This window comes from Mesorhizobium sp. M1004, assembly GCF_040318795.1.
Lineage (GTDB): Bacteria > Pseudomonadota > Alphaproteobacteria > Rhizobiales > Rhizobiaceae > Mesorhizobium.
Genome location: NZ_JAMYNB010000013.1, coordinates 76,761 through 96,891, shown reverse-complemented (window position 1 = coordinate 96,891; position 20,131 = coordinate 76,761). Strand labels below are relative to the sequence as shown.

At 64.2% G+C, this 20,131-nt stretch carries 18 protein-coding genes and 1 pseudogene; 7 read left to right on the top strand and 12 right to left on the bottom strand.

From position 1 onward, the window contains the following. The first annotated feature begins 22 nt into the window (after positions 1-22). Together NKH54_RS24935 and NKH54_RS32545 are read left to right on the top strand one after the other, a co-directional pair. On the top strand, positions 23-1,000 hold the full coding sequence (locus tag NKH54_RS24935) for a DUF2059 domain-containing protein (RefSeq protein WP_353029221.1): 978 nt from the start codon (positions 23-25) through the stop codon (positions 998-1,000). Between the two features lie 80 nt (positions 1,001-1,080). Further along, positions 1,081-3,985, top strand: a pseudogene (locus NKH54_RS32545) (ATP-dependent helicase). Between the two features lie 312 nt (positions 3,986-4,297). Here NKH54_RS32545 and NKH54_RS24920 read toward each other — a convergent pair. The 5 genes from NKH54_RS24920 to NKH54_RS24900 all read right to left on the bottom strand — a co-directional run bounded on the left by NKH54_RS24920 (position 4,298) and on the right by NKH54_RS24900 (position 9,285). Then, positions 4,298-5,338 (bottom strand): ABC transporter permease, encoded by a 1,041-nt coding sequence (locus NKH54_RS24920; RefSeq protein WP_023725342.1) that lies wholly within the window; start codon positions 5,336-5,338, stop codon positions 4,298-4,300. Next, positions 5,335-6,132: an ATP-binding cassette domain-containing protein gene (locus NKH54_RS24915; RefSeq protein WP_023668308.1), complete on the bottom strand. Its 798-nt coding sequence runs from the start codon at positions 6,130-6,132 to the stop codon at positions 5,335-5,337. Before NKH54_RS24915 ends, NKH54_RS24920 begins: the two co-directional genes overlap by 4 nt. An 86-nt stretch (positions 6,133-6,218) precedes the next feature. Next, positions 6,219-7,232: a substrate-binding domain-containing protein gene (locus NKH54_RS24910; protein WP_023682113.1), complete on the bottom strand. Its 1,014-nt coding sequence runs from the start codon at positions 7,230-7,232 to the stop codon at positions 6,219-6,221. Between the two features lie 116 nt (positions 7,233-7,348). Next, positions 7,349-8,254, bottom strand: a complete 906-nt coding sequence (locus NKH54_RS24905; RefSeq protein ID WP_023744620.1) for a sugar phosphate isomerase/epimerase family protein — start codon at positions 8,252-8,254, stop codon at positions 7,349-7,351. Beyond that, positions 8,254-9,285 carry a Gfo/Idh/MocA family protein gene (locus tag NKH54_RS24900; RefSeq protein WP_353029220.1) on the bottom strand — a complete coding sequence of 344 codons (1,032 nt, stop codon included), beginning with the start codon at positions 9,283-9,285 and terminating at the stop codon, positions 8,254-8,256. The genes NKH54_RS24905 and NKH54_RS24900 overlap by 1 nt, the downstream gene beginning before the upstream one ends. Before the next feature lie 194 nt (positions 9,286-9,479). Between NKH54_RS24900 and NKH54_RS24895 the strand changes: the two genes are divergently transcribed. Both NKH54_RS24895 and NKH54_RS24890 read left to right on the top strand, forming a co-directional pair. Next, positions 9,480-10,505, top strand: coding sequence for a LacI family DNA-binding transcriptional regulator (locus NKH54_RS24895; RefSeq protein WP_023697001.1), 1,026 nt, complete (start codon positions 9,480-9,482; stop codon positions 10,503-10,505). 161 nt (positions 10,506-10,666) lie between these two features. Further along, on the top strand, positions 10,667-12,142 hold the full coding sequence (locus NKH54_RS24890) for an esterase-like activity of phytase family protein (protein WP_353029219.1): 1,476 nt from the start codon (positions 10,667-10,669) through the stop codon (positions 12,140-12,142). Positions 12,143-12,220: 78 nt separating this feature from the next. On the opposite strand, the gene NKH54_RS24885 is transcribed toward NKH54_RS24890, so the two are convergent. Beyond that, positions 12,221-13,015, bottom strand: a complete 795-nt coding sequence (locus tag NKH54_RS24885) for a L,D-transpeptidase (RefSeq protein ID WP_023826609.1) — start codon at positions 13,013-13,015, stop codon at positions 12,221-12,223. A 176-nt stretch (positions 13,016-13,191) separates the two neighbouring features. Between NKH54_RS24885 and NKH54_RS24880 the strand changes: the two genes are divergently transcribed. After that, complete coding sequence (locus tag NKH54_RS24880) at positions 13,192-14,664, top strand: MATE family efflux transporter (protein WP_023826608.1); 1,473 nt, start codon at positions 13,192-13,194, stop codon at positions 14,662-14,664. A 3-nt stretch (positions 14,665-14,667) separates the two neighbouring features. On the opposite strand, the gene NKH54_RS24875 is transcribed toward NKH54_RS24880, so the two are convergent. Further along, the gene (locus NKH54_RS24875; protein ID WP_353029243.1) at positions 14,668-15,750 is read right to left on the bottom strand and encodes an MFS transporter; all 1,083 of its coding nucleotides are present in this window, start codon (positions 15,748-15,750) and stop codon (positions 14,668-14,670) included. Between the two features lie 3 nt (positions 15,751-15,753). Continuing rightward, on the bottom strand, positions 15,754-15,876 hold the full coding sequence (locus tag NKH54_RS24870) for a hypothetical protein (RefSeq protein WP_353029218.1): 123 nt from the start codon (positions 15,874-15,876) through the stop codon (positions 15,754-15,756). Between the two features lie 153 nt (positions 15,877-16,029). On the opposite strand from NKH54_RS24870, the gene NKH54_RS24865 reads away from it, so the two are divergent. Beyond that, the gene (locus NKH54_RS24865; protein ID WP_023682120.1) at positions 16,030-16,605 is read left to right on the top strand and encodes a TMEM175 family protein; all 576 of its coding nucleotides are present in this window, start codon (positions 16,030-16,032) and stop codon (positions 16,603-16,605) included. A 12-nt stretch (positions 16,606-16,617) separates the two neighbouring features. Here the strand turns inward: NKH54_RS24865 and NKH54_RS24860 are convergent, their stop codons facing one another. Then, on the bottom strand, positions 16,618-16,899 hold the full coding sequence (locus NKH54_RS24860; protein WP_023668298.1) for a hypothetical protein: 282 nt from the start codon (positions 16,897-16,899) through the stop codon (positions 16,618-16,620). Positions 16,900-17,030: 131 nt separating this feature from the next. Between NKH54_RS24860 and NKH54_RS24855 the strand changes: the two genes are divergently transcribed. Further along, positions 17,031-17,897, top strand: coding sequence for an SDR family NAD(P)-dependent oxidoreductase (locus tag NKH54_RS24855; RefSeq protein WP_023682121.1), 867 nt, complete (start codon positions 17,031-17,033; stop codon positions 17,895-17,897). A gap of 26 nt (positions 17,898-17,923) precedes the next feature. Here NKH54_RS24855 and NKH54_RS24850 read toward each other — a convergent pair whose 3' ends face one another. The 3 genes from NKH54_RS24850 to NKH54_RS24840 form a co-directional block, all read right to left on the bottom strand. Next, complete coding sequence (locus tag NKH54_RS24850; RefSeq protein ID WP_023750938.1) at positions 17,924-18,355, bottom strand: low affinity iron permease family protein; 432 nt, start codon at positions 18,353-18,355, stop codon at positions 17,924-17,926. A 382-nt stretch (positions 18,356-18,737) separates the two neighbouring features. Next, positions 18,738-19,379, bottom strand: coding sequence for an LbetaH domain-containing protein (locus NKH54_RS24845; RefSeq protein ID WP_023733062.1), 642 nt, complete (start codon positions 19,377-19,379; stop codon positions 18,738-18,740). A 60-nt stretch (positions 19,380-19,439) separates the two neighbouring features. Beyond that, entirely contained in the window at positions 19,440-19,958 is a 519-nt protein-coding gene (locus tag NKH54_RS24840; RefSeq protein ID WP_023753104.1) for a CreA family protein, read from the bottom strand. Positions 19,959-20,131 lie beyond the last annotated feature (173 nt).

Sequence of the window (20,131 nt, the reverse complement as noted above, 5' to 3'; positions counted from 1 at the left end):
TCAAGCCGCCGGGGAGCGATCCATGGCGAAACCAAACGGCCATGCCGCAGGCTCCGCGCACAGGGCGTTTTTTCGAGGCCACACGCCCAGGTGGCAATCCCGCCTTGCCGGCATCCGGGTTTTCCAGCAGTCTGCTTTCGACCAACCATCAGGAGCAACCAGAGTGATGTCATTCGCCTCGCCTCTGACGCGAGTAGTCCTTGTCCTCTGTAGCTTCGTCGCGCTCACGACCGGCACAGTGGCCGCGCCGGCACAGACGCTGAGCGAGATCAACAAGGCAAACGGCTTTCACGAGATGCTGATGGGCATCGGTCCCGGCATCGCCGCAGCCACGAAATCCATACCCGAACCGTTACCGGCAAATTTCCAGGACGCCTTGTCGGTCGCGCTGGAAGGCGCCTTCGACGCAGTCAAAATGGAGACTGCCATCGAATCGCGGATGGCGGACAGGCTGTCGGCCACCGATCTGTCCGACCTCGCAGCGTTTTACGCTTCCCCGTTGGGCAAGCACGTCACCGCTTTGGAAATTCAGTCGTCTGGCCCGGAAGGCAGGCAAAGCAAGAAGACAGAGGGCAAGCAAATCCTCGCCGAGCTTCCGACCAAGGATCCAGCCCGGCTCGAATTGTACCGCAAGATCATCGACGATATCAGCGCTGTCGACACCGGCGAGGCGATAGCGCTGAACATGAGCTACGCGATGGTCACGGGGATGCTGGGCGCAGCCGGAAAGCCTCTGTCGGACGAACAGATCATGGCGCTGGTGCGTCAGCAATCCGTGAAAATTCGCCAGAACATCGAACAGAATGCCATGCAGGGTAGCGCTTATACGTACCGGGATCTCCCGCTCGGCAATCTCAGACTGTACTCGACATTCCTGGCGTCACCCGCGGGCAGCCGCTATTACGACCAGATGCTGACGGCCTTTGGCATGGTGATGACAGAGGAAGCGCGCTCGTTCGGACATCGATTGTTCGTCGCGCTCGGTTACCGAAAGGCCTGAGCCGCAGTATCGGGCACTTTAGCAGAACAAAACGTAGACACTTCTGGTCTTTCGCTCCCGAATCACTACATTCGGGGGAGATGTCCGGCTTTGCGGAAGAAATGCCCTTTTTCGACGAACCCAATGCGCGGCCCGCGGCCCCGTCGGGCATAGCCGCGCGCGCCATGGCGGCCCGCAGCGGACCCAACAGCGCACCCGATTATCTCAACGGCCTCAACCCCGAGCAGCGGCTGGCGGTGGAAACCACCGAAGGCCCGGTCCTGGTGCTGGCCGGCGCCGGCACCGGCAAGACCCGCGTGCTGACCACCCGCATCGCCCATATCCTGGCCACCGGCAGGGCTTTCCCCTCGCAGATCCTGGCGGTGACCTTCACCAACAAGGCCGCGCGCGAGATGAAGCAGCGCATCGGCCATCTCGTCGGCGAAGCCGTCGAGGGCATGCCGTGGCTCGGCACCTTCCACTCCATCGGCGTCAAGCTCTTGCGCCGCCACGCCGAGCTGGCCGGGCTCAAATCCGATTTCACCATCCTCGACACCGACGACGTCGTACGGCTGATCAAGCAGCTGATCCAGGCCGAAGGCCTCGACGACAAGCGCTGGCCGGCCAAGCAGTTCGCGCAGATGATCGACGGCTGGAAGAACAAGGGCCAAGGCCCGGCCGACATTGCCGAGGGCGATGCCCGCAGCTTCGCCAACGGCAAGGGCCGGGAACTCTACAAGGCCTATCAGGAGCGGCTGAAGACGCTGAACGCCTGCGACTTCGGCGATCTGCTCTGCCACCCGATCCGCATCTTCCGCGCCAATCCGGACGTGCTGAAGGACTACCACAAGCGCTTCAAATACATCCTCGTCGACGAGTACCAGGACACCAACACCGCGCAATACATGTGGCTGCGGCTGCTGGCGCAAAGACCTACCTCCCCCTCGATGGGGGAGGTCGCGCCCCGTTGGGGGCCGGGGGGGGGTGGGCGGGGCGGCGCCCCGGCCCCCCCCCCCGCGCGCGGGCGGGCGGCGCCCCCCACCACCCCCCCCCCCCCCCCGGGGGGGGGGGCGGGGCGCCGCGCGGCGCGGGGGGGGGGGGGGCCGCAGCGCCGGCGCCAGTCACCCCTCCCGGCCGCTTCGCGGCGACCCTCCCCATCCAGGGGAGGGTAAAGCGCGCTCGGCCGAAGGCCGCAAGCCCGACCGGGCGTCCGAGCCGTTGCGAGGCGACTCCCGCGACGCCGAAGGCGCGCAAAAAAGAGGGGGCGGAGGGCCTGCGCCGGCAGGCGCGGAACGGCCCGTGAGCGAAAACAAAGTCAACATCTGCTGCGTCGGCGACGACGACCAATCGATCTATGGCTGGCGTGGCGCCGAGGTCGACAACATCCTGCGCTTCGACAAGGATTTTCCCGGCGCCACCATCATCCGTCTGGAGCGCAATTATCGCTCGACCGCGCACATCCTCGGCACTGCCTCGCACCTCATCGCCCACAATGAGGGTCGCTTCGGGAAGACGCTGTTCACCGAGAAGGTCGCCGAGGACGACGAGAAGGTGCATGTTCACGCCGCTTGGGATTCCGAGGAGGAAGCCCGCGCCGTCGGCGAAACCATCGAGACCTACCAGCGTGCCAAGCACAAGCTGAACGACATGGCCATCCTGGTCCGCGCCTCCTTCCAGATGCGCGAATTCGAAGACCGCTTCGTCACGCTCGGCCTCAATTACCGCGTCATCGGCGGCCCGCGCTTCTACGAGCGCATGGAAATCCGCGATGCGCTGGCCTTCTTCCGCGTCGTCGCGCAGGGCGCCGACGACCTCGCCTTCGAGCGCATCGTCAATGTCCCCAAGCGCGGCCTGGGTGAAGCCACCATCCGCCAGATCCACGACACGGCGCGGACCTTGCGCATCCCGATGCTGGAGGCAGCCGCCAAGCTTGCGGAAAGCGACGAGCTGAAGCCGAAACCGCGCGCGGCCTTGCGCGAAGTGGCGGCCAATTTCGAGCGCTGGCAGAAGGCGCTGGAAACCACGCCGCACACCGAACTCGCCGAGACCATTCTGGAGGAGAGCGGCTACACCGACATGTGGAAGAACGACCGTTCGGTCGAGGCGCCGGGCCGGCTGGAAAACTTGAAAGAGCTGATCCGCTCGATGGAGGAGTATGAATCGCTGCGCTCCTTCCTCGAACATGTCGCCCTGGTCATGGACGCCGAGCAGAATGCCGAGTTGGACGCCGTCAACATCATGACGCTGCATTCGGCAAAAGGCCTCGAATTCGAGACGGTTTTTCTCCCCGGCTGGGAGGAAGGCCTGTTCCCGCATCAGCGCGCGCTGGACGAAGGCGGTCGCTCAGGCCTGGAGGAAGAGCGCCGCCTCGCCTATGTCGGCCTGACCCGGGCCAAGAAGAACCTGCATCTGTGGTTCGTCTCCAACCGCCGCATCCACGGCCTGTGGCAATCGACCATCCCGTCGCGCTTTCTGGACGAACTGCCGGAAGCCCATGTCGAGGTCGCCGAAAGCGGCAACTCCTACGGCGGCTACGGGAATTCCTATGGCGGCGGTTCGTTCGCCTCTGGCCGTGGCGGCCAGGGCGCAGGACGGCAGAACCCCTACGGCGCCTCGCGCTTCGACAATGTCGGCGCGGAAAATCCCGGCGCCTTCTCCAACACCTATGCGACGCCCGGCTGGCAGCGCGCGCAGGCCAACCGCACCGAGGCCACCGACCGCAACTGGGGTTCGCGCTCCGGCCACCAGGTCGAGCGCATCGGCTATGGCGAGACCGACTCCGGCTACGGCGCCGGCCGAACCAGCGTCAAAGGCCGCACCATTGACGGCGAACTGGTCGCCAAATCCGTCGCCGACACGCCGTCGCCCTTCAGCGTCGGCGACCGCGTCTTCCACCAGAAATTCGGCAACGGCAACATCTCCAACATCGAAGGCAACAAGCTGACCATCGACTTCGACAAGGCCGGCCAGAAACGCGTGCTGGACGGGTTTGTGGCGGCGGTGTGAGCGCCGCTTGTCCTGTTGTCCTACAAGCGACCACATTGTTGTAGTCTGGCGGAGCCCTCCCCGCCTCGTTATCCACTGGCGGAGCAAGGAGCGTGGCGACGCAGCGTAGACTCGAGGATCCATCCCGCGTCTTCAACGCGTTGCCACGGTGCGGAATCCTGCGCAGCTGCACTCCAAGGTCACGGAATGGATTCCAGGGTCTACGCGACGGAGCTTCGCTCCTGCTCCGCCCTAGAATGACGAAGCGACGGGCGTCTGCCCAATCGTCGGGGCATGCGGTCCGCAACATGAGCGTCCCCGTCAATTAGCCCCTCACCTATACCTTGCCTGGTTCCACTTATGCCCCAGCAGCGACAGGATGATGATCAGCCCGTTGAAGAACTGCACGTAGAAGCCGCTCAAGCCCGCCGCCACGACGCCGGTCTGGATGAAGGATACGGTGACCGCGCCGATCGCGCCGCCGGCGACCGTGCCGATGCCGCCCCAGGTCGGCGTGCCGCCGACGAACACTGATGCCAGCACCGGCAGCAGATAGCCGTCGCCCGCGGTCGGCCACCAGGTGAAGTTGATCATCACCGAGAACGTACCGGCGATCGCCGCCCCGATCCCGGTGAAGATGAACACTTTCACCCGCACGCGTTTGACGTCGATGCCCATCTGCTGGGCGCTGTCGGGGTTGTCGCCGACCACCCTCACCTGCGCGCCGAAGCGGTGCCGGTTGTAGAGCATTGCCGACAAAATGACGAAGGCGAGTGCCCAGAAGACCTGTACCGGAAAACCCCACACCTGACTGGAGAAGATGGTGTACGCCCAGCTGTCGCTGAGACCGGTCAGCGCCGTCGACCTGCCCTCGTTGATGATCTGGATTAGGCCGCGCAGCAGGAAATTCATGCCGAGCGTGGCAATCAGCGACGACAGCCCGCCATAAACGACCAGTGATCCGACGAGAAAGCCGAGCAGCGTGCCGGTGATGAGTGCGGCAGCAATGCCGAGGAACGGATCATAGCCGGCCTGCACCACCAGCGCGAACACCCACGAGGCAAAGCCCATGGTTGCGGGAAATGACAGGTCGATCTCGCCGCAAGTGACGACGAAGACCAGCGGCACCACCACGAACAGCGCAACGGGCAGCGTGGTCAGCACGGATCTGTAGAGATACCAGGTGGTGAACACGGTTGGGTTGGCGATCAGGAACGCCGCCATCATGATGATGAACACGGCGAGCGTGCCGAGCGCTGCGCGGTTGTCGATGACGAAACCGCGCAGCCAATGGTCGGACGGGTGCTTCCACTCAGGCCGGGCCGCCTTGCCGCCGAGCGGGCTCTGCAGATCGGGTTCCATGGTCTTGCTCATCGTGCTGCCCTCTCCGCGTCGCCGGCCTCGTGCAGCCCCGGCAATCCTCCGGGATGCGCAACGTCTTCCATGAAATTGATCAGCTCTTCGGCCGACTTGACCTCGGTGCGATCGGCGGTCAGCGCCACCTTGCCGCGGTCAATCACCACGAAGCGGTCGGCGATGTCGAAGACATGGTGGATGTTGTGGCCGATGAACAGGATCGAACGGCCGCTCGCCCGCACCTGGCGCACGAAATGGAAGACCTTGGCGGTCTCGGTCAGCGACAGCGCCGTCGTCGGCTCGTCAAGGATGATCAGCTCGGCCTGCTTGTAGATGGCGCGCGCGATCGCCACGCCCTGGCGCTCGCCGCCCGAGAGCTGGCCGACGATCGAGTGCGGCGTGAACACCTTCGAGGTAAAGCCGATCTCGCGCATCAGCCGGCTCGCCTCCTCTATCTCTTTATTGACCTTCAGAAAGCCCATGAAGCCGGTGAGTTCGCGGCCCATGAAGATGTTGCGCACGATGGTCTGCTGCACGGCCAGCGCCCGGTCCTGGAAGACCGTCTCGATGCCGGCGTCGCGCGAGCGTGCCGCACTCCAGCCGGTCACCGGCTTGCCGCGCACCAGGATCTCGCCGCTGGTCGGCTTGACGACGCCGGACAGGATCTTGATCAGCGTCGATTTGCCGGCGCCATTGTCACCGATCAAGCCAACCACCTCGCCGCGGTCGACCGAGAGATTGACCCCGCCCAGCGCATAGACCTGGCCATAGGATTTGCTGATGTCGCGCAGTTCGATGATGCGTTCGGCCATGGCGATCCTCGCTCCTGTGGTATCATCCCGGCCTGGTGCCGGCGGTCCTGCCGGCCGGGCTTGCGCCCAGCCGGCAGTTTGGGAGGTCAGCGCAGCGCCTGCTTGGCGAGCTCGGCGACGATCTCGTAATTCTGCGGCGTGACGAAGCCGGCGCCAGTGTCGACATTCATCGGCGCCAGGCCCAGCACCACCTGCTGGCAAAGGCTGAGGATCGGCAGATAGCCTTGCAGAAACGGCTGCTGATCGGCCGTCAGTTGCACCCAGCCGCCCTTGAACGCCTCGACGATCTGCGGGCTGGTGTCGAAGCCGAAATTGAAGATGTCGCCCGGCTTGCGCCCCGCCGCCTGCATGTAGGTGGCGACGTTGCCCAGCATCTGGCCGCCGGGATAGCCGACCGCCTTGACGTCGGGATTGTTGAGCAGGGCCGCGGTGATCACCGGTATCGCCAGATTGGGGTCGGACGCCCATTCGCCGCTCGGCGGCGACGACAGCTGGATGACCTCGACGCCGGCTTCCTTGAGTGCTGCCACCGTGCCGCGCTCGCGCGCGCCGCGGGCCTCGTTCTCGAACGGGCCGATCATGATCGCCTTGTCGCCGGACTTGAGATTGCCGAGCTTGAACGCTTCGACGCCGAGCGCGCGGCCCTGCTGCTCCTGCTGGGCGCCGACATAGCCGCCGCCGAACGCAGCCACCACCGTCGGCACCGGCACGTTCTGGTACATCATCTTGATGCCGTCCTTGTGCGCCTGTTCGGCCAGCGGCATGATCGCGGCGTCGCCGGGATGGCCCATCATGGCAATGCCGTTGGGCTTCACGGCGACGGCCTCGCGCAATTGCTGAACCATCTTCTCGACGTCCCACTGCGAGAAGATGTAGTCGACCTTGGGTCCGAGATCGGACGCCGCCTGCTTGGCGCCATTGTAGACGATGGTGCCGAAAGCGTCGCCCTCGGCGCCGCCGACGAAAAAGCGGATGTGGACATCCTTGCACCACTGGGCGTCGAGCGCCTGCGCCGGCAGAGTGGAGATGGCAGCGCACAGCGCCGTGGCGGCGGCCACGACGGTCGAGCGCAGAAGTGTCGTTCTCATTGCGATGCTCATGCACGTTCCTCCCTTTTGTCCTCGGTGAGCCGAGGGGTTTCGTCGTTCGCCTGTCGGCAGTGCTTGTCGGCAGTGCTTGGGAATCTGTCAGGCCGGCTCCTCCCACCGGCCCTCGGTCACGCCGGGTTCGGCAGGTAGGTCGCTCCTCCCCGGCATTGCTTGAGGTATTCCAGCCCGCGCACCTGGCCTGTGATTTCGAGGTCGCCGCGATAGACCGGGTCGTGCCAGCCCTCGATGTCGATGGCGCCCTTGTAACCGGCCAGCCGCAATTCGCTGATCACCCGCGTCCAGTCGCTGTCGCCAAACCCGGGCGTGCGCATCTGCACGAAGGGCAGCTTGCCGAACACGCCGTGCTCGCGGATCACATCCCAGCGCACCGTCGCGTCCTTGCCGTGGACATGGAAAATGCGCGGCGCCCATTTGCGGATCTGCGGCATCGGGTCGATGAGGTAGACAAGCTGGTGGCAGGGCTCCCATTCGAGGCCGAGATTGTCGTCGGGCAATTCGTTGAACATCAGCTCCCAGGCGTCCGGATTGTGGGCGATGTTCCAGTCGCCGGCGGCCCAGTTGCCGTCCATGGCGCAATTTTCGAAGGCAATGCGCACGCCCTTGTCGGCGGCGCGTTTGGCCAGCGGCCCCCAGACCTCACGGAAGCGCGGCAGGCTGTCGGTCAGCTTCTTGCCGCGCAGGCGGCCGGTGAAGCCGCTGACCGTCGAGGCGCCGAACAGATGCGCATTGTCGATCACCGTTTCCCAGGCCGCGAGCACGCCGCGATCGACCTCGCCATCCTCCAGCGGATTGCCGAACACACCGATCGACGACACGACGACATCGGCATCGCCGATCGCCTCGCGGATCTCGCCGGCGAGCCGCGGCAAATCCTTGCCGCCCAGCGTCTGCCAGAAGAAGGGCTGGATGCTCTCGAAGCCGAGCGGCAGAATCTCTTTGATGTAGGCGGCCGGGTCTTCGAGATTGGCCCGCACCATGGTGCCGATCCGGATGTCGAGAAGCGGGTTTGGCATCATGATGCTTCCTGTGTGATTGCGACGCGCCGTCCGGTCTCGGCGCTTTCGATGGCGCCAAAAACCATGGCCAGGCTTTTGATGTTGTCGCTGCCACGCGTTTCCGGCTCGCTGCCGGTCTCGATGGCGTGGATGAAATCCTTGATGATGCCGAGATGACCGCCGATGCGGTCGGCGGGATCGAGCGGCGGCACTGTGATGGGTTGGGTCAGGTCGAACAGGCCGTCGCGGACCGACAACACAACTTCGGCCTTCAGCCCGTCCTCGCCGTCCCAGACCAGGCTGCCGTGCTCGGCGACGATGCGCCATGTGCTCTCCCAACTGGTGCGGAAGCCCGCCGCGCACCAAGAGCCTGCATAGGTGAACCGCTTGCCGCCACCGAGATCGAAGATAGCGCTGGCCGAGGAACCCTGCCGGTACCAGGAATTGGCCGGCTCCCATTCCTGGCAAAAAACACCGGCGGGATCGCCTGCGACCATGTAGCGGGCGGCGTCGAATGTGTGGATCGCCATGTCGAGCAAGAGCACATGCGCCATCTCCTCGCGAAAGCCGCCGAAATGCGGCGCGACGAAGAAATCGGCATGGATGCTGGTTGGCTTGCCGATGGCGCCGGAGTCGAGAAAGCGCCTTATGCGCCGGACATTGGCGACGTAGCGGCGGTTCTGCACCACGGCATGAACGCGCCCTGCCTGGCGCGCCGCGTCCACAATGGCGCGGGCATTTTCCGGAGTATCGGCGAGCGGCTTTTCGGTGAGCAGATGGCAATTGTGGGCAAAGGCGGAAAAGGCGACGTCGCGGCGGGCGGCGGGAACCACGACATCGAACACCGCTAGCGGTTTGGTCTGGTCGAGAACCTGATCGAGGCTGGTGCCGATGACCGCGCCGTCGAGCCCGTATTCGCGTGCCCTCGCCCGCGCCCGTTCGGCGTCGAGATCGACCAGGCCGACAATGGCCAGCCCGTCGATCTGCCTCGCGGCATCGAGCCAGGCCTTGCTCATCGCTCCACAGCCGACGAGGACGGCATTCATCATCCGGCATTCCTCCCGTCCGGCCCCTCCGGACCGAATGTCACGGCATTTCCGGCATCACCGTAAACGTTTCTCCGTAAACGTTTACGAGAACACACCCGATGGCGTAGAATGTCAATCGGCTGCCAGCGAAAATCATCCCGAAGCCTTGGCCTGGGCGGCAGCCGGTGCTAGCCAAGACAGGGGGAGAACTGTCCTTGGCGTCCAGCATCCATGACCTTGCGCGTCACCTGAACATTTCGATCGGCACCGTGTCGCGGGCGCTGAACGGCCGCGCCGACGTCAATGCCGACACCCGCCAGCGCGTGCTCGCCGCCGCCAAGCAATTGAACTATTCGCCCAACCAGTCCGGCCGCAGCCTGCGGCAAGGCACCACCCATTCGATCGCCTTCATGCTGCAGCCGCATCCGGGCGACCAGCAATATGGCGAACCGTTCTTCATCCCGTTCCTGATCGGTCTGCAGGGCCGGCTTGCCGAGGATGACCTGGATCTGATGGTCGTCATGGGTGAGCCCGGTCAATATCAGCAGGAGAGGCTGCGGCGCGTGGTTGAGACGCGCCGGGCCGACGCGGTCGTGTTGGCCAATACACGGCGGGAAGACGATCGGATCGACTATCTCAGCAAGGCTGGCTTTCCCTTCGCCACGCTTGGCCGAAGTCAATCCGGCGACGACACCTATCCTTCGCTCGATATCGATTTCGAGAGGGCGGGTGATGAAGCCGTCGACCGGCTGGTCGCGCGCGGCCACCGCCGCATTGCCGCCATCCGCCCTTCGCTGGATCTCAACTTCGGCTACCTGTTCCTCGACGGCTACCGCAAGGCGCTGGGGCGGCATGGCATCGAAGTCGACCCCGGCCTGATCGCCGACGGCTTCATCAACGAGGCCGGAGGCTACCAGGTGACGCCGCGCGTGATGCTCTCCAAGGACCGGCCCACAGCCATCATCTTCAACAATGACGCAATGGCGCTCGGCGGCTGCAAGGCACTGGCCGAAATGGGCATCAGGCCCGGCCACGACATCGCGGTGATCGTCATCGTCGACACGCCGCTCTGCCGCTATTTTTCACCTGCACTGACCGCCTTCCGTCCGTCGCTGGAGCCGATGGGCCGGCGGCTGGCCGAAATGCTGCTGGCCTCGCTTCCCGCCTTTGCCGGCCCGGAAGGTCCGCGCATCATCCGCGAAGTCTGGCCGCTGGAGCTGATCGCCCGCGACAGCGATTGATAGTGCGTCTCTTCCTTCTCCCACAAGGGAGAAGGAAGAGGCCCGCTCTGTCACGCAAGTATCATGTTCGCGTCCTAGACCGCTTTGCGAGAGGGCGACATCGTCGATGCGATGCGGTGGCCCCTTTGCGCCGCTCAAGGCTTGTCACAAAGAGGATCTCCATGAAAATCTCGCACCGAACCGTGTCGCTCGGCGCCGCGCTGGCGCTGTTTACCGCCCTGACCCCTGCCCTTGCCGACAGCACAGCCACCGTTGGTGGCTTCGTCAACAAGGGCCTGGTCGGCGTCGGCCGCATCCCGGCCGATCAGAAGGACAAGTTCGGCGAGACCTTCGGCTCCGGCTCCGGCATGTCCATCGACGCCGCAAGCTGGACCCGTGGCGCGGACGGCTACAAGGGCTCGCTCTGGTTGCTGCCGGACCGTGGCTACAATGTCGTCGGCACCACCGATTACCGGCCGCGCCTCAACACTATTCGCATCGAGTTCACGCCGGTAGCACTAGGCGCCACGCCCACCTCCGGCCAGGAACAGACAGGCGTCAAGGCGACGCTTGCCGATTCCCTGGTCCTCACCGACGACAACGGCGCTGACGCCACCGGCCTCGATCCGCTCAACGGCGTGCGCGCGGCCAATGGCGACCTGCCGATCCTGCCCGAGGCCAATGGCAAGCTGGCGCTCGACAATGAGGCGATCGCGCGGCTGCCCGACGGCACCATGTTCATCTCTGACGAATACGGCCCCAACATCTACCGCTTCTCGGCCCACGGCCATCTGTTGTCGGCAACGCAGCCGCCCGCCGCTTTGGTGCCGATGCGCAAGGGCGCGCCGAACTTCGCCTCCGACAATCCGGGCCCCGGTGCAGCCGAACCCGATCCGAAGGATCCCGAAACCGGCCGCCAGAACAATCAAGGCCTCGAAGGCATGGCGCTGACGCCGGACGGCAAGTCGCTGATCACTGTGCTGCAGTCGGCGCCCCGCCAGGATGGCGGCGATTCACCCGCGACGCGCCAAAACACCCGCGCGCTGGTCTACGACGCCTCCGACCCGGCCCATCTCAAGCTGGTGCATGAATATGCCGTGCCGCTGCCGGTGTTCAAGGACGCCAAGGACAAGACCAAGGTCGCCGCGCAGAGCGAGATCGTGGCGCTGTCCGACAAGACCTTCCTGATGCTGGCGCGCGACAGCGGCAACGGCCAGGGGGTGAAGGGCGACACGTCGCTTGTGCGCCAGATCTTCGTCGTTGACGTCTCGGCCGCCACCGACATTGCCGGCGGCGCCTTCGATGCGGCCGACAAGCCGGTGGCGCCCAAGGGGGTGCTCGACCCCTCGGTGACGCCGGCCAAGCTGACGCCGTTCATAGACATCAACGACAACAAGGAACTCGGCCGCTTCGGCCTGCATGACGGCAAGCCGAACGACAAGAACAACCTCTCGGAGAAGTGGGAAGCGATGTCGGTGGTCAGCGTGCTCGATCCGGCGCTGCCCGACGACTATTTCCTGTTCGTCGGCAACGATAACGACTTTCTCACCCAGGACGGTTTTCAAGTCGGCGCGCCCTACAAGGCCGAAGACGGCGCCGATGTCGATACCATGTTCCTGGTCTATCAGGTCACGCTTCCGGGCCTCGCCAAGAAGTAGCCGTATACGGAGAGGCGGACGCGCCCGGCGCGTCCGCCTCTAACCGTTTGTCGGTGATCAGCGATGCCGTGAAGGCACCTATTTCAAAATCTCCGCATCCCTTGGCACGCCGGCATCGATCGCCTCGGCGGTCCGGCTCGACACGGCCATGATCTTGCCCGCGGCCGAAAGGTTCGGGCGCACATAGACCTGGGCTACGCCGTTGACCCGGCTGTAGAGGTCGATGATGTCCTGGTTCATGAAGCGCACGCAGCCCGACGACGCATTCTTGCCGATGGAATCCCATTCCGGCGTGCCGTGCAGCCGGTACATCGTGTCCTTGCCGTCGCGGAACAGATAGAGCGCGCGCGCGCCGAGCGGACTCTGCGGTCCGGGCGGCATGCCGTCCTTGTATTTCGCCAGTTCCGGCCGGCGCTGGATCATTTCCGGCGGCGGCGTCCACACCGGCCATTTCTTGCGCGCCTGGATCACGGCGCTGCCGGTCCAGCCAAACCCGGCCTTGCCGAGGCTGACGCCATAGCGCATTGCCTTGCCGCCGTCGCGCACCAGATAGAGAAAATGCTCGGATGTATCGACGACGATCGTGCCGGGTTTTTCGCCGGTCGGATCGTCCACGATCTGGCGCACGAATTTCGGATCGAGCTTGGCGACGGGGATTGCCGGCAATGAAAAGCCCTCATCGACGCGCGCCGAATACATGGTGGCGGCATCGCCGAAAGCGGGCTCGGGTGCGGGTGCCGGCGCCGGCGTCGGCGGTACTGCCACATCAGTGGTTGTGCAGGCCGAAAGTGCCATGGCAGCGGCACCCAAAGTGGATGCTCCCAGAAACGCGCGCCTATTCAGGCGCTCAGAAAATAATGGATTGTCGGACATGATCCCCCCGGTTTGCGGCCCCTCGCGGCGATGACCCATAGCCCATTACGCAAGCTTTGAGAACCTGATCGCCTCAGCCGCGTTAAGCGTGATGTTCCGATGCCGCATCGACCTTGTCCGTTAAATCGGCGATCATTGCCGGGCGGACTTTGAGATGAACCTTCGCCGAACAGCCCATGGACGAAAAAATACCCCCGCGCCGGCGCACCGGCGATCTCACCAGCGGCCCAATCCCTCGCACGCTGCTGTTGTTCGCGCTTCCGGTGCTCGGTTCCAATGTGCTGCAGTCGCTCAACGGTTCGATCAACGCCGTCTGGGTCGGCCGCTTCCTCGGTGAATCGGCGCTGACGGCGACCTCAAACGCCAATCTGGTGCTGTTCCTGATTCTTGGCACCGTGTTCGGCATCGGCATGGCCGCCACCATCCTGGTGGCGCAATCGGTCGGCGCCCGCGACCTGCCCGAGGCGCGGCGCATCGTCGGCACCAGCGCCAGCTTCTTCTTCCTCGTCTCGGCTATCTTCGCCGTCTGCGGCTGGATCTGGGTCGAAGCCATCCTCAACACACTGGGCACCCCGCCCGATGCGCTGCCGCTGGCGCGCTCCTATCTGCGCATCATCTTCGTCGCCGTGCCGATGATGAATCTTCTGTCCTTCGTCATGACGGTGCTGCGCGGTGCGGGTGATTCGCGCACGCCATTTTTCTTCATGGCGCTCGCCGTCGTGCTCGACATCATCCTCAATCCGCTGCTCATTCGCGGCATCGGCCCCTTCCCCGAGCTCGGCATCGCCGGCTCCGCCACCTCGACGCTGATCGGCCAGACGGTGAGCGTGATCGCCATCCTCGTCGTGCTTTATGCCAGAAAGCATCCGTTGCGGCTCGCCGGCGCGAACCTCGCTCTGCTGCGGCCGGATCCGGCGCTGCTCAGGATCGTCGTTTTCAAGGGCGTGCCGATGGGCCTGCAGATGATCGTCATTTCGGCGGCGGCGCTGACCGTGATGGGCATCGTCAACTCCTACGGCTCGCAGGTCGCCGCCGCCTATGGCATCGCGGCGCAGCTGTGGACCTATATCCAGATGCCTGCACTGGCGATCGGCGCCGCAGTCTCGTCGATGGCGGCCCAGAATGTCGGCGCAGGGCGGTGGGACCGCATCGGTCGCATCGCGGCGTCCGGCGTCGGCTTCAACCTGGTGCTCACCGGCGCCCTGGTGGCGCTGCTGTTCTTCTTCGACAGGCCGGTACTCGGCCTGTTCCTTAGCGGGGACAGCACCGCAATCGACATTGCAGCCCACATCAACAAGGTGGCGTCCTGGTCGTTCATCCTGTTCGGCGTCACCATCGTGCTGTTCGCGACCGTGCGCGCCACCGGTGCCGTGATGCCGCCGCTGATCATTCTGGTGATTTCCGTGATGGTCGTGCGTACCGGCTTTGCCTACTTCTTCAGGAGCTACATCGGCGAGGAAGCGCTGTGGTGGAGTTTTCCGGCGGGATCGATCACCTCGCTGGTGCTGGCCGCCGCCTATTATCGCTTCGGCCGCTGGCGCACCATGCACATGATCGAGGACCGGCCGGCCGCCGGCGAGCCGCCCGACACCGGCCTCGGCATCCCGCGCGGACGGGCAAACATGGCGCCCGGGACGCCAAACGGGTGAGGCTCAGCGCGCGTATTTGACGCCGAACCCCAGCGCTACGACAGAGAACAGCGTGATCATGCCGGCGAAGGCCAGGCTTGCCGTCGTCGGAGTGGCCCAACTCGACAGCAGCCCAATGCCGATCACCGGCAGCGCATTGCCGCAGAAGCAGCAGATGAAGAACGCCGACACCAATTCGGCGCGACGCTCGGCAGGTGCGATCTGGTTCACCACCTGCAGGCCGCCGCGATAGCCGAGCGCCGCCGCCACGCCGCACACAGCGGTGGCGGCAACCATCAGGGACATCGACGCGAAAAACTGAGCAGCAACCATCAGCCCTACGGCCGGGATCATCAGCGCCAGCGCGGCCAGCATGCCGGCGCGACTGGACAGTCGGGTCGTGGCCAGAATGGTCGCGGCCGCAACGATCGACAGTTCAAAGAACAGCCCGCCAGCCTCGGCATGGTTGGCCACATGCAGCTGCTGCGCCAGGATGCTCGGCGCCAGGGCTGCATAGAAGCCGACCAGCGCCATGGCGCCGAAGCCGGTGACGGCCGGCGCCACGAAAGCGCCGCGGATATCAGCGGGCACCGACAGCCGCGGCCGCAGCGAAACATCGGCCAGCCTTCCCGGCCGCGAAACGGTTTCCCTGGTGCGCCAGATCAACAGCGTCACCACCACGAGCAAGGCAAGATAGACCGCAAACGTTAGTCTCAACGGCCAGGGCGCATATTCGGCGAGCAGGCCCGATGCCAGCGCGCCGAGGCCAAGGCCAACGAAGTTGGTGCTGGTGGCGATGATTGCCGCGCGCGATTTGTCCTTACCCTCGATCAACTCGGCAAGCCAGGCCGTGCCGGTTCCCGCGCCGATGCCGATGCCAAGGCCGCTCAATATGCGGGCGACATCGAGCCATGCGACATTCTCGGCCAGCAGGAACACCACCGCGCTGACCACCGCTATGGCCATCGACGCCAGCGCCGCAGGACGGCGGCCAATGCCGTCGGACAAGCGCCCGAACATCAGCAATGCGCCGAGATTGCCGACGACATAGACGGCGTAGACCAGCGTCAGCGTGATCTGCGAGAAACCGAAGGCCTGCTTGTAGATGACTTAAAGCGGCGTCAGCACCGTGCTGCCGGCGAACAGAGCGGCGATCATGGCGGCAACCGCGGCCATCGCGGGCCGGCCATCGAGTCCATTGTCGCGCGTTATGGTCTCGGCATAGCTGGTCATGGCAACCTCCGGCCAATCGCCCAACGCCCAATTGCGCCCCAACGTCCATGTAAGGATGGCCGTTCCACGCGCCGAACTTCATCCTGACAACCTTGTCAGGATGGTCTTGCCCGAAATCCTCGCTTAACGTCTTTCCATCGAGAGGGAGAATCCATGGGAAAAGGCAGAGTCGAGGCATTCACCGATGGCGTCGTCGCCATTATCATCACCATCATGGTGCTGGAGCTGAAAGTGCCGCATGGGGAGGATTTTTCAGCGCTTCTGCCTCTGTGGCCGATCTTTTTCAGCTATGTCTTGTCGTTCATCAATGTCGGTATCTACTGGAACAATCTGCACAACATGTTCCACACCGTCCAAAGGGTCGACGGCCGCGTGCTGTGGGCCAACCTCAACCTTCTGTTCTGGCTGTCGCTGATGCCGGCAACGACGGCCTTCATGGGCGAGAACCATTTCGCGCCGGTCCCCGTCGCCGTCTATGGCATCGACCTGGTGCTGTGCGCGGTCGCCTACACCTTTCTCGCCACCAAGCTGCACCATTTGCACGGCAACGACACCGCCTTCGCCAAGGCGCTGGGCAATGACCGCAAGGGCAAGATCTCGGTGGCCCTCTACGCCGCCGCCGTCCCGCTTGCCTTCGTCAACCAATGGATCGGCGTTGCGATCTTCGTGCTGGTGGCCGCCGTCTGGTTCGTGCCGGACACGCGTTTTTCGCGGGTGCTGGAAAAGTAGCGTAGGACGCGTCTACTTGCGCATCGCCTTCAGCTTTTCGGCAACCGACGCCGCAAGGTCGGCATAGCGCTCCTCCAGCCGCTCGGCCGCCTTGATGATCGAAAAATCATGGCCGAATTTTTCCAGCGCCATGCGCAATTTCTCGACGAACTCGGCCTGTTTTTCGAGTGCCGAAAACAAGGTCTTCACCTGCGCTTCGCTTATGTCCGGATTGGCAAGCATCTGTGGCACCTCGCGGCCCATCTGGTCGCCGGTGGCGGTCTGCTCCTTCAGGATCGCAACCCAGTCGGTCAATCGGCAGTCTCCTGTTCAGCCGCAGCATGCACGGCCGCCGTTGATGCGGTCAACCCGAACACGCGGGACGGCCTTGCACGATGCGCGTCCCGCGCTAAGTTCGGCGCCACCCGAACCCTAGGAAAAAGATCATGACCTCCGACGCCGAAATCCAATCCGCTTTGCCCGCCCTCAGCCGAGGCAACGTCGCCGTCATCACCGGGGGCGCCAGCGGCATCGGGCTTGCCGCTGCCAAAAGGCTGGCGGCTATGGGCATGAGACTGGTGCTGGCCGACATTGGCGGCGCGCGCCTCGATGCGGCCCGCCAGGCAGTCGCCGCGATCGCCGGCGAGAATGCCGTGCTTGCCGTCGCCACAGACGTCTCGAAGGCCGACGAACTCGGCCGGCTGGCGGAAAAGACGCATGCCGCTTTCGGCGCCGTATCGCTGCTGATGAACAATGCCGGCGTCGGCAACAATCCGGGAAAACCGTGGGAGAACGGCGACGCCTGGAAGCGGCTGATCGACATCAATTTCTGGGGCGTCGTACATGGCGTCGAGGCCTTTGCGCCGGCCATGCTGGCCTCCGGAGAGCCGGGCCTGATCATCAACACCGGCTCCAAGCAAGGCATCACCACGCCACCCGGCAATCTCGCCTACAACGTATCCAAATCGGCATTGAAGACGTTCACCGAAGGCCTGGCGCACGCATTGCGCAACGAGCCGGGCGCGAAGGTCGCGGCGCATCTTCTCATTCCCGGCTTCACCTTCACCGGCCTCACCGAAGGAGCGGTCGAAAAACCCGCTGGCGCCTGGACCGGCGAGCAGGTGGTCGACTTCATGCTGGCTTCGCTGGCGCGCGGGGACTTCTACATCCTGTGCCCCGACAATGAGGTGATGCGGCCGACCGATGAAAAGCGCATGGCCTGGGCGATCGGCGACATCATCGAGAACCGGCCTGCTCTCTCGCGCTGGCACCCCGACCATAAGGACGCTTTCGCGGCCTTTATGGGAAACTGATCGTCGAACTCAGCCAAAGCCGAGACTCAGGCGGGCGCGCGTTTTTTCGCGGTGCGCTTTTGCGCGACGGCCTTCTTGCCCGCCAGTTCGGCGAGCTCGTGGTCATGGCGTTTTGCCGCCCGCTCGCATTTGTCTCTGATCTCCTCGACCTCGGATTCGGTCAGGTGCTCGATGCCGATGAAATGATTGTGGCCCTCGCTGACGCGGATCAGTTCGTCGAGCTTGGCCTGAACCGCGGCGCCGTCGCGGTTCTGGGTGTTCTGAATCAGGAACACCATCAAAAAGGTGATGATCGTCGTTCCCGTGTTGATGACGAGCTGCCACGTATCGGAGAAGCCGAAGAATGGCCCGCTTACCGCCCAGACGATAACGATGGCGCAACAGGCGATGAAAGTCGGCGGCAGGCCCGCCAAGTGCGAAACGGTGTTGGCGATTCTGGTAAACAGCTTTTCGATCATTCACATCCTCAACCGTTCAAAGCGCGACGAGCTGACCAAGGCCGCATTCATCGCTCCAACAATAAACAACCGGCAGCCGCTTCCGGTTCCCTGTCGCAGAGGGCATCGCTGGTGCAATTGTATGCAGGCCAAAGGCGCAGCGCCGTGAAAAGCCGCCTTATCGGTTTGTTGCCATTAGTCACCATGCAGGCCAAAACCTGTGCGTTCCGCTTCACGGCGGATTTGTCTCCAAGCCCCTTCCGCTGCGCCACCCCCGCATGGCGGAAGGGGTCCGTTGCGTTGCCGCAGACCGGCGGAACTCTTCCCGACACGTGCCGTTCAGAATTTTGGCGCCAGGATTTCGGCCAGCCAGTCGATGAAACCGCGCACGCGCGGCGAGCTCTCAGGAATGCTCTTGCTCCCAACGATCGAGGAAATCCTCAATCGGCAAGGCCTGCATGTCGGGAACCGCTTTGGCGAGTTTCTCCGGCGGCCAGTCCCACCAGGCAAGGCTTTCGATCCGCGCCGCGATCTCGGAGGGAAAGCGCATGCGCAACGGCTTCGCCGGTACGCCGGCGACGATTGTGTAGGCCGGCACATCCCGCGTCACCACCGAATTGGCGCCGATGATGGCGCCATTGCCGATGCTGATCTCGGGCATGATGACGGCGCCATGGCCGATCCAGACATCATTGCCGATGCCGACCGCCTTGGCCTGCCGCCGCGCGCGGAACGCCGCGTCGACGCCCAGCCAGCGGAAATACTCGTTCGGCCGGTAGCTGAGCTTGTGCTGCGTGATCCGCTCGATCGGATGCTCCAAGGCATTGATGCGGCTGTTGGCGGCGATCGAGCAGAATTTTCCGATCGTCGTGTAGATCGCCTCGGCGTGGCGCTCGAAATAGGAGAAATCGCCGACATTGACCTCGCGCAGCACCACCCGTTCGCCGATCGAGGCATAGCGGCCAAGCTTGCACGCTTTCAGCTCCGCGGTCGAATGGATGCGCGGCTCGGGATCTTTCAGGACGAGGTTTTCGGTACGGTCCATCTGGCGGATTTACCCCCGCGCAATTGCGGAAGCAATTGTCGCGTTGCGCCCGGAGGATCGTTATTTCGGCTTGCCGCCGGTCCACACCACGTTCTGGCCGAACAGCGGCACGGTCGTCACCGACATTTTCGCCGAGCCGTCCTGCACTTGGCGCGAATGCGAGAGATAGATCAGCGTCTCGTTCTTCTTGTCGTAGATGCGGTTCACCACCTGCTTCTTCCAGATCAGGCTGATGCCTTGCTTGAACACCTCTTCGCCGCCCTCGCTCATGTCGATGTCGCCGATGGTGATCGGCCCGGTCTGGCGGCAGGAGATCGAGGAATCAGACGGATCCTCGAACCAGTTGCCCTTGTGCAGCCGGTCGATGACGCTGCGGTCGAAATAGGAGACATGGCAGGTCACGCCGTCGATCTTGGGATCCTTGATCGCCTCGACGATGATGTCGTTGCCGACCCAATCGACGCCGACCTTGCCGACTTCCTCTGCCGCTGCGGCACCGGCGCCAAGGGCAATGCATGCGGCCAGCGCGCCGCCGATCAGTTTCTGCCCAATCCGTCTCTGCCCAGTCCGTCTTTGCAAGGGAGCCTCCTCAGGTTCAGTTTGCCGGTCTCAGGTGGGATAAGGGCCAGCTGTTTGCAAGGTAGCGCCCAGCCCGGTTGCGGCAACGCGGCATCTTTGCCTTGCCCCCTGCGACCGGCTAAGACTGCCGGCAGAGAGGCGCCGATCCGGCGCTCGATGATTTCTGCTACGGA